The sequence below is a fragment of the Colwellia sp. E2M01 genome (assembly GCF_018860585.1).
Classification (GTDB): Bacteria; Pseudomonadota; Gammaproteobacteria; order Enterobacterales; family Alteromonadaceae; genus Colwellia.
On record NZ_JAHKPR010000087.1, the window covers coordinates 1 to 15,413 of the forward strand.

10 protein-coding genes are annotated in these 15,413 nt (G+C 36.2%); 1 reads left to right on the forward strand and 9 read right to left on the reverse strand.

Features of this window, described 5'->3' with window-relative positions:
- Positions 1-419 precede the first annotated feature (419 nt).
- The 9 genes from KO502_RS16535 to rimP all read right to left on the reverse strand — a co-directional run bounded on the left by KO502_RS16535 (position 420) and on the right by rimP (position 12,694).
- Positions 420-2,075 (reverse strand): hypothetical protein, encoded by a 1,656-nt coding sequence (locus tag KO502_RS16535; protein WP_216023684.1) that lies wholly within the window; start codon positions 2,073-2,075, stop codon positions 420-422.
- An 84-nt stretch (positions 2,076-2,159) separates the two neighbouring features.
- Entirely contained in the window at positions 2,160-3,086 is a 927-nt protein-coding gene (gene nlpI / locus KO502_RS16540) for a lipoprotein NlpI (RefSeq protein ID WP_354668347.1), read from the reverse strand.
- Positions 3,087-3,218: 132 nt separating this feature from the next.
- Positions 3,219-5,333, reverse strand: a complete 2,115-nt coding sequence (gene pnp, locus KO502_RS16545) for a polyribonucleotide nucleotidyltransferase (RefSeq protein WP_216023685.1) — start codon at positions 5,331-5,333, stop codon at positions 3,219-3,221.
- Positions 5,334-5,809: 476 nt separating this feature from the next.
- Positions 5,810-6,079, reverse strand: a complete 270-nt coding sequence (rpsO, locus tag KO502_RS16550; RefSeq protein ID WP_216023686.1) for a 30S ribosomal protein S15 — start codon at positions 6,077-6,079, stop codon at positions 5,810-5,812.
- 302 nt (positions 6,080-6,381) lie between these two features.
- Positions 6,382-7,329, reverse strand: coding sequence for a tRNA pseudouridine(55) synthase TruB (truB, locus tag KO502_RS16555; protein ID WP_216023687.1), 948 nt, complete (start codon positions 7,327-7,329; stop codon positions 6,382-6,384).
- A 3-nt stretch (positions 7,330-7,332) separates the two neighbouring features.
- Positions 7,333-7,758 carry a 30S ribosome-binding factor RbfA gene (rbfA, locus tag KO502_RS16560; RefSeq protein ID WP_216023688.1) on the reverse strand — a complete coding sequence of 142 codons (426 nt, stop codon included), beginning with the start codon at positions 7,756-7,758 and terminating at the stop codon, positions 7,333-7,335.
- Positions 7,759-7,991: 233 nt separating this feature from the next.
- Positions 7,992-10,664, reverse strand: a complete 2,673-nt coding sequence (infB, locus tag KO502_RS16565; protein ID WP_216023689.1) for a translation initiation factor IF-2 — start codon at positions 10,662-10,664, stop codon at positions 7,992-7,994.
- Between the two features lie 21 nt (positions 10,665-10,685).
- The gene (gene nusA, locus KO502_RS16570) at positions 10,686-12,179 is read right to left on the reverse strand and encodes a transcription termination factor NusA (RefSeq protein ID WP_216023690.1); all 1,494 of its coding nucleotides are present in this window, start codon (positions 12,177-12,179) and stop codon (positions 10,686-10,688) included.
- A gap of 59 nt (positions 12,180-12,238) precedes the next feature.
- Positions 12,239-12,694 carry a ribosome maturation factor RimP gene (rimP, locus tag KO502_RS16575; protein ID WP_216023691.1) on the reverse strand — a complete coding sequence of 152 codons (456 nt, stop codon included), beginning with the start codon at positions 12,692-12,694 and terminating at the stop codon, positions 12,239-12,241.
- Positions 12,695-13,387: 693 nt separating this feature from the next.
- Between rimP and KO502_RS16580 the strand changes: the two genes are divergently transcribed.
- Entirely contained in the window at positions 13,388-15,292 is a 1,905-nt protein-coding gene (locus KO502_RS16580; protein ID WP_216023692.1) for an EAL domain-containing protein, read from the forward strand.
- Positions 15,293-15,413 lie beyond the last annotated feature (121 nt).

A 15,413-nucleotide genomic window follows, 5' to 3' on the forward strand; every position in this document is an offset into this window, starting at 1 on the left:
CAATAAGGTAGGCTATTTTATTTACGGGTTAAATAATAAATTAAACCCGTAAATACTACTTCTGCCTTTCCCTATTGAAAACATCAATACAAGCTTATACCAATTTGATTAAGTTCTTTCCCACTCAGCGAGAATTAAAAGGCTTAGAGGCAAGGCATTGATTGAAGAGAATGGTTGTTCAGGAGAATGTGCTCCTGCATTCTCTAAGAAGCTACATCCATGTAGCGTCCTTGTCAAAATTAATAACACTGCATATAAGCCTTTTAAACTCGCCCTTGGGAGCTTGTTCGATGCACACTAACATCGTTAAATTTATTTGATTTAGAATGACTAGACCTAAACAAATTCGCCTTGTTATTGCACATCGAACATAGCTCTGAGTTGGGAAGAAATTTAATCAGATTGGTATAAAGTAGTATTTAAAATTCTCCCTTTAATATGATTTTTTTTCTTGCATCTGTCGTTTCCCATTGTGCCGATTTTTCTAACCAAACTTTTGCATCAGCTATCTTTCTTTGTTGATATAAAGCAAGCGCTATATTGTAGTGAAAGCTCGGCATTAAATGTGAGGAAGGCTTTGCGGATAGAAGGGTTAAATACTCTGCAGGGAAATCTTTTTTATAGTATCTTAACTGGGTTAACTTATTTAACGGCTTGTATGCGGTAAAATAATCTGTAGCGCTTTTTACTTTATCTTTTAGTTCTTTACCTGCTAACAACTGACTTAACATTGTCGATTTTTGGCAGGTTTCAGACACAAACATACCTACTTCATTGTGATGGCTATATGGTGTACCTAACTGCCAAGTATTATTCCCCTCCTCTGAAACACGTTGTAAGATAGGAGTATTAACATTTATCATCCCCGCCCATGGGATATCTTTTAAGATATGTGCTCTAATATTTTTTCTATCACCTTGATAATATTTTTTTAATACAGCGATATTATGTGCAAACTGTTTTGTTTGTACTTTTTGGCAAGTACTATGGTTTGCTATTAATGGGTACTCATCAACAAAGCCAAGCAGATGGCTAATTTCGTGATTAAGTACATTAACATCGTCTGTCGCATCTACATAAAGTATGCCCAAATGTACATTAGCTCCTCCTGTTTCAAGCAATAGACCTACATGCTTACTTTCTACATTATCTGCGACAGCTAACCATTGAGATTCATTACAAATTATAGCTTGTGATGATTTTTCTGTGCATTGAAGTTTGAGTTTACTGATATATCGTGGAGTTGCTAGGCAAACAAACTTTGCCAGTGCTTTTGTCGCTTTAAACTCTGCAATTAATTTATCAAGGTGTCGTAGGTGTTCAAGGTTTGTCGCAAACAACTGTAAGCTAGTAAGACAATTTTCTGTATAACTATTTATAGTTGCAATATCGCTATTACCTTGTTTATCAGAAACTATTGCATTGCTTTCTACAAAGCTAGTTTCAACAACATGGTATTTGAAAAGATCGGCCACTAAACTACTAAGTTTTCCTCTTTCGAGCCGGTTGGATTCAGTTTTATTTAATTCGTAAGCATTTAAAAGCTGATTAACAGTAGCAATATCTCCTGAATAAATAGCCATGTTAAAGCGTAACAATAATGCACTTTCTCTAATATTATCATCAATTACTCTCTCATTTAGTAAGCCTAATGTCGATTGAGCTTTGCTAATATCTCCTTGTTGAAAATAAAGCTGGCTTAGCGCTATTACTGCTTGTTGTGAATTTAACCTAATCGCCTGTTCAAACCATAACTTAGCTCTAGATAAGTCAACTTCACCTTGTTCGCTGTACTGTTCAGAGCCTAATACTTGTTGTTTAAATTTAGTGTTTGCTAGGTGTTGATACCAATGTGCAAGCTTCAATGAAGCGTCGCTGTTAGTTTTAGCCAATAACTTATTAAACAACAACCAAGTACTGTCCCCTATTATTGTTTCATTCACTGCAATTGTTAAGGCAGCTATATTATGTATTTTTAAAGCGTAAGAAAACTGTGCAGCACTGTATGAATTGGTATTGATTTTTTTGGTTAAGTATTCTGATAAAAAAAATGAGCTTGATGATAAATATATCACCGAGCTCACCATTAATAATAAAAGAAAAAGTTGTTTATTACGCAATGTCATCGTTAATTTATTAATGCTAATTAAACATTCATCTTACTGTACAACTTCAATATCTAATTGAGGATCAGACACATGCTTTGCCCTCATTAAATCTAATTCTAGCTTTGCATACCTGTGTTCAACAAACTCATAAACATTAGTGCCTAATGCTAATTTAAAGTAATTCGCTGCACTCGCTTCATTACCTAATGTTTGATTATATTTGGCGAGATAAAAATAAGCTTCACACAATCGCTCTGTTAATTCTTTATTTGAATGGATATTCATTGTTAAGCTTTTAACAAATTCTAATTGCGATATATCCCCCAAATAAAGGTTAATAACCTTTTTTGCCCAGACACGATCGTCAACTAACGCCGCTCTCTTTTGTAATGACGTTTTCGCCATAGCTGCATCAATTTCATACTCAGTTAGGTATAACCATAACAAACGATATGGATCATCTTGTTGTTTCTGATGGAATGCTTGAAAGTCTAACGATGCTAATTCTGGGCGAGATCCATAATATAAAGCGATACCTCTATTTAAGTAAGCATATTCATGCTCTGGTGATAGTTCTAATGCTGAATCAAAATTTTCATACGCCTGAGAAAACTCTTGTAATTGAGTAAAATGAATACCGACAAAATTATAAGCATCAATTAAATTTGGGTTTAACTTTAATGCTTGAGAAAAGTCAAAACGCGCTAATGCACGTAAGCCCACACTGTCATATAAAACGCCGCGATCATAAAATAATTGTGCTTTTTGCTCGTCAGTAATTTGCGCTAAGTTTAACACTTCAGTCAAACGGGCAATGGCTATTTCACTTTTAAAATTTACTGCTAACGGCTCGGCAATAATTAAGTTATCAATTAACGCGGTATTAGAGTTATGTGAAGAGTTAAAAGAGCAACCTTGCGAAAGTAAAATAGTACTAAGCAAAATGGTAGGCAGTATTGATTTGATAATAAAATGCACAAAAGCACCTTTAAAAGAATAACGGTGAATAAAAGTAACTTTATTATAAACAAAAAAGGAGCCTATAGGCTCCTTTTTACTTAATGAAATGTAAAAGTTTTTTAAACTTTTACATTATTCACATAGATAAAATTACTCAGCTGCTGCTTCTTCAGTTGCTGGCTTTTCCATTGCTTCTTTAATACTTAAACGTACACGACCTTGACGGTCAACTTCTAGTACTTTAACTTTCACTTCTTGGCCTTCTGATAACACTTCACTTACGTTGTTTACGCGCTCTTCAGATATTTGAGAAATGTGTACTAAGCCATCTTTACCAGGAAGTACGTTAACAAAAGCACCAAAATCAACGATGCGTACAACAGTACCAGTGTAAAGTGTACCTACTTCAATTTCAGCTGTTAATGCTTTAATGCGGTTAATTGCATCTTCTGCTTGCTCACCAGAAGTCGCTGCAATTTTAACTGTACCGTCATCTTCAATTTCAATAGTAGTACCCGTTTCTTCAGTAAGTTGACGAATAGTTGCGCCGCCTTTACCGATGATGTCACGGATTTTATCTTGGCTTACTTTCATGGTGTGAATGCGCGGTGCAAACTCAGAAATCTCAGTTCTGTGACCACCAATCGCTTCATCCATTACAGATAAAATATGTGTACGTGCTGCTTTTGCTTGATTTAACGCAATTTGCATGATTTCTTGTGTGATACCTTCAATCTTGATATCCATTTGCAGTGCAGTAATACCTTCTGTAGTGCCTGCTACTTTAAAGTCCATGTCACCTAAGTGATCTTCATCACCTAAAATGTCAGAAAGAACAACGAATTTTTCGCCTTCTTTAACTAGACCCATAGCAATACCAGCAACAGACGCTTTAATTGGTACACCAGCATCCATAAGTGCTAATGAAGTACCACATACTGAAGCCATTGAAGATGAACCGTTTGATTCAGTAATTTCAGACACAACACGTACAGCGTACGGGAACTCTTCAATTGTTGGCATTACAGCTAACATACCACGTTTTGCTAAACGACCATGGCCTATTTCACGACGCTTAGGAGAGCCAACAAAACCAGTTTCACCTACACAGTATGGAGGGAAGTTGTAATGAAGCATGAATGGGTCAGTTTTATCACCCATTAAGGTATCAAGGCGTTGTGCGTCACGTTGCGTACCTAAAGTAGCAGTAACTAATGCTTGTGTTTCACCACGAGTAAACACAGCAGAGCCGTGAGTTCTTGGTAATACACCTGTCATTACGTCTAATCCACGGATTGATTCAGGATCACGACCATCGATACGAGGAGAACCTTGTGTAATACGACCACGAACAACAGTTTTCTCTAAATCATGGAATAAATCTTTTGCTTCTTGAACGTTAAGCTCAGCATCTTCAGCTAATAACGCTTCAACAACAGCATTACGGATTTCAGCTACTTTCTCGTAACGTTCGCCTTTATCAGTAATTTGGTAAGCTTCATTAACTTGCGCTTCACTTAACTCAGCAATTTTTGCTTCTAATGCAGCGTTTTTAACAGGTGCCGTCCATTCCCATGCAGGCGTGTTAACTTCAGCTTTAAATTCATTAATTGCTGTAATAGTAGATTGCATTTGCTCATGACCATATACAACAGCGCCAAGCATTACTTCTTCAGATAAAACATCAGCTTCAGATTCAACCATTAATACCGCTGATTCAGTACCTGAAACAACTAAGTCTAATTGACTTGTAGGTAATTCAGATTGTAATGGGTTAAGGATGTATTGACCATCAACGTAACCAACTCGTGAAGCACCAACTGGCGCACTAAATGGAACACCTGAAATAGCTAATGCTGCAGACGTACCAATTAATGAAATGATATCAGGTGAAATTTCAGGGTTAACTGAAACAACAGTGATGATAACTTGAACTTCGTTAGTAAAGCCTTCTGGGAATAATGGACGAATTGGACGGTCAATTAAACGTGCGATTAGTGTTTCTTCTTCAGAAGGACGACCTTCACGTTTGAAGAAACTACCTGGGATTTTACCAGCCGCGTATGCACGCTCTTGGTAGTTAACCGTTAATGGGAAGAAATCTTGACCTTCTTTTGCTTCTTTTTTACCAACAACAGAAACAAGTACGCTAGTATCGTCCATGCTTGCCATTACAGCAGCAGACGCTTGACGTGCAATAGCACCTGTTTCAAGAGTTATGGTATGTTTACCAAGTTGAAATTTTTTAGTAATTGGATTTAACATTTAATAGTTTTCCTTTCTTTTAAATAAGCTTACATCGCTTAAATAATGATTAATTTTTTTATTTACCAATCTGTACAATTATTTATTCACTTAGCATATAAGGTGTTAAAAGTATGCTTAATGCAAACGTCAAAACTAGACATTAAATACAAACTAAAACACCGACTGAGTCGAACAAAAAATTATACAGTTTGGATTGGTTTTGTATAAAAATTTACACTAAGCGTTATAGCAATTAGCTAAAACATATATAGGATAAATTTTCACGGACATTATACTAAGTAAGTAGGTGATTGCTAGAGTCAAAATGTAATAATTCACGTAAAGAGTCAATTTATTAAATAAATTGCTTCAATAAGGTGCACTTCAAGTTATAAAGCTATATGGATGCTAGCGATGGGCAAATATTAAAAACAAAAAAGGAGCCAAAAGGCTCCTTTTAAATAATTTACGTTACGTTCTTAGCAAAATAGCTATTAACGACGTAAACCTAATTTAGCGATTAATGCGTTGTAACGCTCAACTTTTTTACCTTTAAGGTAATCAAGTAATTTACGACGTTGAGCAACCATGCGTAATAAACCACGACGTGAATGGTGATCATGGATGTGCGCTTTAAAGTGACCTTGTAAGTGGTTGATTTGTGTAGTTAACAAAGCAACTTGAACTTCTGGAGAACCAGTATCACCTTCTGATTGAGCGTATTCTGCAACGATTGCAGCTTTTTCTGTAGCGTTTAAAGACATAATGTATCCTTAGTGTGTTGCCCTTAATCTCAGTAATTGAGTTAAGGTATAAAATAATCATCAAGCCAAACACTAATTCAGCGTCGATGACAAAAGAGCGCGTATTCTAGCAGCCAATTAGTAAAAAGCAAGCTATTAGTTACTGTTGCGCTTAATAACTCGATTTTAAACTAATAAACCTGAGTTTGGTTTAATAAACCTTTCTCTAGTGACTAATTTCTCTAACTTTATCTTAAATTTACTTGCAATAATCCCTATTTTAAAGCGAACGACCAGTATAAACCTGATTCAAAATAAAGTGTTTATAAAACAACAATGCGTTTAGGAGCAAGTAGTCCATCATCATCGATAAAACCAACACCAATAAACTCAGCGTTTTCATCATTTTCATCATCACCTATATACACTTGTACACTACCATCACTCGGTGCATTATATGCTTGTACTGGATTACCGTGTCGTAAGAAGTTGGCTGACATATCATCAACATAAACACAATGCATACCATCCACAGCACTATTCATTGGTAATAATAACGGGTCAAGTACATCAGACGGTGTGACTTCATCAGCAATCGCTTTTTCAAGTAATGCTTCAAGCTCAGGTAGAGTGACCATTTTATCAACCGGGTAATTACCAACAGCTGAACGTCTTAAGTGTGCTACATGTGCGCCACAACCTAAAAGCTCACCTAAGTCATCAACAATAGTGCGAATATAAGTACCCTTTGACACATGAATACTTAATTCGACTTCATCACCTTCAAAACGTAACAACTCAAGGTTAAACACAGTAATATCACGTGCTTCGCGTGGTACTTCAATGCCCTCTCTTGCATATTTATACAAAGGCTGCCCTTTATACTTAAGCGCAGAATACATTGAAGGAACTTGTTGAGTAGTACCACGAAAACTATCTAATGCATTAGCTAGTTGTTCATCAGTGATACTCACGGGCTTTTCACTTACTACTTCACCACCAGCATCACTGGTTGTAGTACGAACACCAAGTTTAGCGGTCACTTGATAAGTTTTATCTGTATCAAGTAAGTATTGTGAAAACTTAGTGCCCTCACCTAAACATATTGGCAACATACCTGTTGCAAGCGGATCTAAAGCACCGGTATGCCCTGCTTTTTGCGCGAAGTAAATACGCTTAACGGTTTGTAAAGCGTGATTTGATGACAAACCGTGTGGTTTATCTAAAAGCAATACACCGTTAACTGCACGACCTTTTCTTCTTTTTGCCATGCCTTATTTTTCCTGCTCACTTTCATCATTTACTTCATCATTAGTAAAGTCATCAACTTGCTCATCGCTATGTTTATCACTGGCAACGGCTTGATCAACTAAGGCGCTCATACGAACACCTTCACTCATTGAACTATCATAAACAAAGCGTAAGTGCGGCATAATACGCGCACGTAAACGTTTACCTAACAAAGAGCGAATATAACCTTCAGCTTCAGCTAACACTTCTAATGAAGCTTTTATTTCATCAGCATTGTCATTAAAAAAAGTTACAAAGATTTTTGCGTAAGCTAAGTCACGAGTAACTTCAACAGCAGAAACTGTTGTCATACTCAAACGAGGATCTTTAATTTCGCGCATTAAAATAACCGCGATTTCTTTTTGGATTTGCTGACCTACTCGGTCAGTACGGGCGTATTCTCTAGCCATCGTAAACTCCTATGAAGTTATTATTTCTTAACAACAACTTTCAATAATATATATAAGTAATCAACACAAAAGGGGCATAAGCCCCTTTTAACATTGAGCTAAGTTATTAAACTCAGCTCTTTAACTTTGAACTTATTGCTAGTTGGCTCAAGAATAAGGCGGAAGCACGGAGTTGACGCATGTCAATGAGTACTTCCAACGCAATAATTGAGCCTAATAGCAATGAGGGCTAGTTAAAGACTACGTTTGATTTCAACTGTCTCGAATACTTCGATCTGATCGCCTACGCGTACATCGTTGTAGTTCTTAACACCGATACCACACTCAGTACCGTTACGCACTTCTTGAACATCATCTTTAAATCGACGTAGTGACTCAAGTTCACCTTCGTAAATAACCACGTTTTCACGTAATACGCGAATTGGTGCACTACGTTTGATAATACCTTCAGTAACCATACAACCAGCAATAGCGCCAATTTTAGGAGATTTAAATACATCACGAACTTGTGCTAAACCAATGATTTCTTGCTTGAATTCAGGCGCTAACATACCACTCATGGCTTGTTTAACTTCTTCAATTAATGCATAGATAACGCTATAGTAACGTAAATCAATGTTTTCTGAATCAATCACTTTACGCGCTGAAGCATCAGCACGAACGTTGAAACCAACCACAATAGCATTTGATGCAGCAGCTAAGGTTGCATCTGTTTCAGTGATAGCACCAACACCAGAGCCGATAACTCTTACTTTAACTTCATCAGTAGATAGTTTAACTAAAGAATCAATGATTGCTTCAAGTGAGCCTTGAACGTCTGATTTGATAACAACATTAACTTCTGAGATATCACCTTCAGCCATGCTAGCGAACATATTTTCTAGTTTAGCTTTTTGTTGACGAGCAAGTTTCACATCACGGAATTTACCTTGACGGAATAAAGCAACTTCACGCGCTTTTTTCTCATCTTTTACAACTGTTGCTTCATCACCAGACTGTGGAACACCACTTAAGCCGATAATTTCAACAGGGATAGAAGGACCAGCAGATTTAATGTCTTTACCGTTTTCATCGCGCATTGCACGAACACGGCCGTACTCTAAACCACAAAGTACGATATCGCCTTGGTTTAATGTACCTTCTTGAACAAGAATAGTAGCAACAGGGCCACGACCTTTATCAAGTTTAGATTCAACTACAACACCGCTTGCCATTTTATCGACAACAGCAGTAAGTTCTAATACTTCTGATTGTAATAATATTGAATCAAGTAATTCATCAATACCTAAACCAGTTTTTGCTGATACGTGACAGAATTGAACATCGCCGCCCCATTCTTCTGATAATACGCCGTGTTGTGATAATTCATTTTTAACACGATCTGGATCAGCAGACTCTTTATCCATTTTGTTAACAGCAATAATAATTGGTGCATCAGATGCTTGCGCATGCTGAATAGCTTCAATTGTTTGTGGCATAACACCATCATCTGCAGCAACAACAATGATTACGATATCAGTTGCTTTAGCACCACGTGAACGCATTGCAGTAAAAGCAGCATGACCAGGAGTATCTAAGAAGGTGATCATACCATGACCAGTTTCTACGTGATAAGCACCAATATGCTGGGTAATACCACCCGCTTCACCGGCTGCAACTTTTGCTTCACGAATGTGATCAAGTAATGACGTTTTACCGTGATCTACATGACCCATGATAGTAACAACTGGCGCACGAGTGATTTCTTCACCTGCATGGCTACGATCAGCAAGTACCGCTTCTTCTAAAGCATTTTCTTTAACAAGTATTACTTCAAAGCCCATTTCTTCTGCAACTAATGCTGCAGTTTCTTGGTCAATAACTTGGTTAATAGTCGCCATAGCGCCTAATTTGAACATTGCTTTAACTACTTCAGCGCCCTTTTTAGCCATTTTATTCGCTAATTCAGCAACAGAGATTGTTTCACCAATGCGAATATCTTGTACTTTAGTTTCAACAGGTTTAGTAAAACCGTGTTTTAAACTTTGTGGTGCAGATAATGTTTGCTTACGACCTTTAGCGTTACGACCGCCACGAGCAGCTGTTTTATCATTTGGTTTCTTCTTACGACGACGACCAGCGCCTTCATCAGCAGCATCAACTTTATCTTCAGCTTCTTGTGCATATTTTGAAGAAGTAACATGAACAACTTCTTTTTCTTTTGCTTTACGTTCTTCTTCTTGTTGCTTCCAACGTGCTTCGTTTTCTTCAGCAAGTTTTTTAGCCGCTTCAGCAGCAGCTGCCGCTTCTGCTTCCACTTTGGCAGCCGCTTCTTTTTCTTGAATTAAACGAAGTTTTTTCGCTTCTTCGCTTTCTGCCACTTTTTCAGGCGCTTTTTCTACATTTTTAGCTTTTTCAATAGCTGCTTGTTTTGCTTTCGCCGCCGCTTCTGCTTTTGCCGCTGCTTTACGTTCAGCTTCAACTTCTGCCTTAGCTGCCGCAACTGCTTTCGCATTTTCAGCTTCTTTTGCTGCTGCTTCTGCTTTAGCTGCTGCTTCCGCTTCAGCTAAAGCCGCCGCTTCTGCTTCTGCCTTTGCCGCTTCTGCAGCTAATTTTTCTTCTTCAATGTCACTACGTTTTACATAGGTACGTTTTTTACGTACTTCAACATTAACTGATTTTGCTTTACTACCATGACCCATAGTCAAAGTAGATTTAGTTTTACGGTTTAAAGTCAATTTATTTGGCTTTGCTTCTGACTCATCGCCGTGTTGTTTTTTAAGGTGACCTAATAAGGCCTCTTTCTCGTCTTGCGAAATAGAATCGGTAGCCGATTTATTCACGCCTGAGTCAGCTAATTGACTAACTAAGCGATCCACCGGCGTTCCGATTTCTTTGGCAAGTTCTGCTACGGTTATTTCTGCCATCTATATATTTCTCCGGTGTTGTTATTCTTCGTTAAACCAACAAATATTACGTGCTGCCATAATTAGCTCACCCGCTTTGGTTTCATCTAATTCTTCGATATCGCTTATTTCATCGATACCTTGTTCAGCTAAGTCTTCAAGTGTACAAACACCGCGACTCGCTAAAACAAATGCTAAGTGACGTTCTAAACCATCAAGGTCTAGTAAATCTTGTGCAGGCTCTGCACCTTCTAATGTTTCTTCGCTTGCAAGCGCTTGTGTTGTTAGTGCTTCTTTCGCACGTTCACGGAGCTCTTCAATGATTTCTTCATTTAAACCATCAATCTCAAGCATTTCTGCAACAGGTACATAAGCGATTTCTTCTAATGAAGTAAAACCTTCTTCTGCAAGTAATGTTGCAAAGTCTTCATCAAGGTCTAGTTTATCAATGAATAAGTTTAATACTTTATCATTTTCAGCTTGATGTTTTTCTTTCATGTCAGCAACAGTCATTACGTTTAATTCCCAACCAGTAAGTTGGCTAGCTAAACGTATATTTTGACCACTACGACCAATAGCCATAGCTAAGTTGCTTTCTTCAACAGCAATATCCATTGTGCCTTTGTCTTCATCAACAATAATTGAAGCAACTTCAGCTGGAGACATAGCATTGATTACGTACTGTGCTACGTTGTCATCGTATAATACGATATCAACACGTTCGCCACCTAGTTCGCTTGATACGGCCTGTACACGTGAACCACGCATACCAACACAAGCACCCACAGGGTCAATACGTTTGTCGTTACTTTTTACAGCGATTTTAGCGCGAGAACCTGGATCACGTGCAGCACCCTTAATCTCAAGCATTTCTTCGCCAATTTCAGGTACTTCAACACGGAAAAGTTCAACTAACATTTCAGGTTTTGTACGGCTAACGAATAATTGTGCGCCACGAGCTTCAGGTTTGATCTCATATAATAAACCACGTACACGATCACCTGGGCGAAATGTTTCGCGAGGTAACATGTCATCACGGTATATAATCGCTTCAGCGTTATTTCCTAAATCGATAATAACACTTTCACGACTTGCTTTTTTCACAACGCCTGTAACAATTTCACCTAATTGATCTTGATAAGCATCAACAATTAGTCCGCGCTCTGCTTCACGAATTTTTTGTACAATAACTTGTTTTGCCGTTTGTGTTGTTACACGGTCAAACTTAACTGATTCAATTTGATCTTCAACGTAATCACCGATATTTAATGATGGATCATCAAATTGTGCGGCGGCTAAACCAATTTCTGCGTATGGGTTTTCCATAGCTTGGCCATCTTCAATAATTAACCAACGACGGAAAGTATCAAATTCGCCACTAATACGGTCAATAGACACACGTACTTCAATGTCACCTTCGTATTTTTTCTTGGTAGCTGTTTCTAAAGCTGTTTCCATTGCTTCAAAAATGCTTTCTCTTGGTAATGCTTTTTCATTAGAAACCGCATCAACAACCAGTAATATTTCCTTACTCATGCTACTTAGCCTTTAATTTATTTTACTGTTATATATTATTTTATGGTTATAACTTATTGTTATAATTTTGCGACAAGATTCGCTTTATCTACATTGCCGATAGCAAGTTCGTAATCAATGCCATCCACTTCTACAATTAGTGTGTCGTTTTCTATGGCGACTAACGGACCTTTAAATTTACGACGTCCGTTTAATGGCATAGAGAGTTTTACATTGACAGTTTCACCGATAATTTCTTGATAATGTGCTAATTCAAATAATGGTCGGTCAACACCAGGAGATGAAACTTCTAGGTTGTATTCACTGCTAATAGGGTCTTCTACATCTAGTACAGCACCTACTTGACGACTTACTTCTGCACAGTCATCAACATTAATGCCATTTTCATGGTCTATAAACAAACGTAAAACCGAATTATTACCAGCGCTAAGGTATTCAATACCTAATAAGGTTTTCCCTGTTTCTTCAACCGCAGGTCTTAATAAGTCAGTTAGTTTTTGCTCAAATTTAGCCAAGCGTGTTCTCCTTTTTATTTTGCTCTTATGGTCATAACACAAGCAGCACAATATAAAATTTTAGATATAAAAAAAGGGCATATAGCCCATCGAAACTTTTCATTATTTGCTTTTTAGTTAATATTTTTATGTGTGAAAAATAAAAATACCAAGCTAAAAAACAAAAAAACCCCAAATTAGGGGCATATTCCACTGTTTCCCCCTAAATTAAACAATATTAAATTATTTAATTTGGTTATTAATAGCTAGAACAAATATAACTGCTTAGCTATTAATAATATTAGTAAAAAAACAAACTACACTCTTATGTTAGTTGATACAGCTAAATTGGAAGTTTATTTAAAAACCTATTATCAAGTTACTTATCAATTAATTAAACGTGTCTAAGCTTATTCAGTGACTTCTTACTAATGTTTTAATGCACAAATTATATAGTGACAGATTACTAAGCGCAAGCGCATTAAACACAATCAATAGTAATTTTTATTACTAAGTTTTAAACTTTAATATTCAAACACAACTTTTAAAGCAAATATAAATAGTATAAATAAGTAGATAAGTTTAATTTATAATTTACAATGTCTTAGTATTAAACCTATAATTAGCTATCATTTTATACAAATTTTTACAGTTAGTTAATAATTAAAGAGGCCTTCCTCTTGATAGAATTTAAACGGAGTATTTAATTTCATCATGTATAAATTTTCTAAACTATTTATTAAAAATATTTCTTATTCTTTGATTTTCATTTTAGTATTTACTGCTATTTTATTTTCATTATTATCGAGCTATGTCGACAATAAAACCCAGACACATCAAAAAAGCATACAAGCCATAAGTAAAACCTTTACTCATCTTGAATCATCCCCTGAAGAAATCGCTTCTCAATTAGCTGATGTCTTAACAGCTAGTGCAAGTTATCAATCGTTAACGATTAAAAACAAAACACAAGTATTATTTAATTTTCAAAGTAAAGACATTCAACCAATAGACTCTGCTTTAGCAATACGTAAAACAGTTTCAACTGGTAGCCTTGGATTACAAATTCAATATCAATTAAGTTTTAGTGAAGTCATTAATTTTTTAACTCAATTATTCGTTGGTGTATTAATATTAACGCTTGTATTTGCTTTTATCTCAGCAAAACTTAACTACAAGTTACAGTCCGTTATTTTCCGAATTATTGGTAAAGAAATCAGTGAAGAGTTAGCACAAATTAATAATGGTGATTTCATTACTAAAGAAAGGGCCAATAATAGAAAGATAGAAATACCTGCTTTACAAGAGGGTATAGACGAAATTCGTGCCTTAATGACTGAACAATTTAAAAACACATCAAGTTTAGAAGTAGAGGCGCATGTTGATGCTTTAACTGGGATAGAAAACCGTAACCGTTTTGTGCAATTTTATGAAAACGAAATTGTACGTGAAAGCCCTGTAAAATTTGGTGTTTTAATTATTACTCGCTGTTCAGAACTACAAACAATTAATCAAGTTCAAGGCTATAACTCAGGCGACAATTACATTTTAAAAGTGGCTGAAATTATTAAAAAGGTGTTATTGAGTAAACCAAGCGCTAAAATATTTCGTTTAAATAGCTCAGATTTCGCCACAATCTTACCAAATGAACAACTTAAAATTGCTGAAGATTTTGCTAGTGAATTGAAAATGAAGTTTGATGAATACCAAACAATTAATGAATTTGATTCCGTTGCTTTTAGTGGTTTGGTTTATTTTGATAAATCAAAACCTTTGGGTGAGTTATTAGCGTTAGCTGACACTGGTGTTAGTGTTGCTCAAACACAAAAAACTAATTCATGGTATTCGCAAACAGACGTTAATATTTTAACCGATCATAGTGCTAACTTTGGAAGTCAAAACTGGCGACAAGAAATTGAAAGTGTTCTAAAAGATGATCGTGTTAAATTATTACTTCAACCTATTCAACCTAGCGGCCGTAACAGCCGTGTATACAGTGAGGTTTTAGCTCGCTTTCTAAATGCTAATGAGGAAATGTTACCAACAGCAACCTTTATTGCAATGGCAGAGAAGCTCGATAAAATAGTTGAGGTTGATCGTCTTATTATCGATACTACGATTAAAGAAATTACCAGTAAAAATATGCTAAGTAGCAGTTTTGGCATTAACATTAGTTCTCGTAGTATTAATGATGAACATTTTATGATTTGGTTAGAACGTAAGTTACTGCGTGAGCCTGCTGCAGCACCACGTTTAGTGTTTGAAATATCAGAACTTGGTTTACAACAAAATATTAAAACAGCAAAACGTTTAGTTGAAGTATTACATCGTGTTGGTTCAAGAGTTACGGTTGAGCGCTTTGGTGTTGGTTTAACATCATTTAAATTCTTCAGAGATTTAACGCCTGATTATATCAAAATGGATAGCTCATATACTCGTGATATTGATGATGATAAAAACAACCAATACTTCTTACGTTTAATGGTTGATTTAGCACATAGATTAGGTATTAGCGTATTAGCAGAAAGTGTGGAAAGCCAAGAAGAGAAACATACCTTAGAAAAACTCTTTATTGATGGTTGCCAAGGCTATTACGTAGGTAAACCTTCCGAATTATAAAGGTGCTCATTTATTTAAAGGTACTAATATAAAGTAACCTTAAAGCCGAATAACCGTTGTTATTCGGCTTTTTTATTTCTCCCTAATTAAATATATCAATAGAATAATACCAAGTTGATTA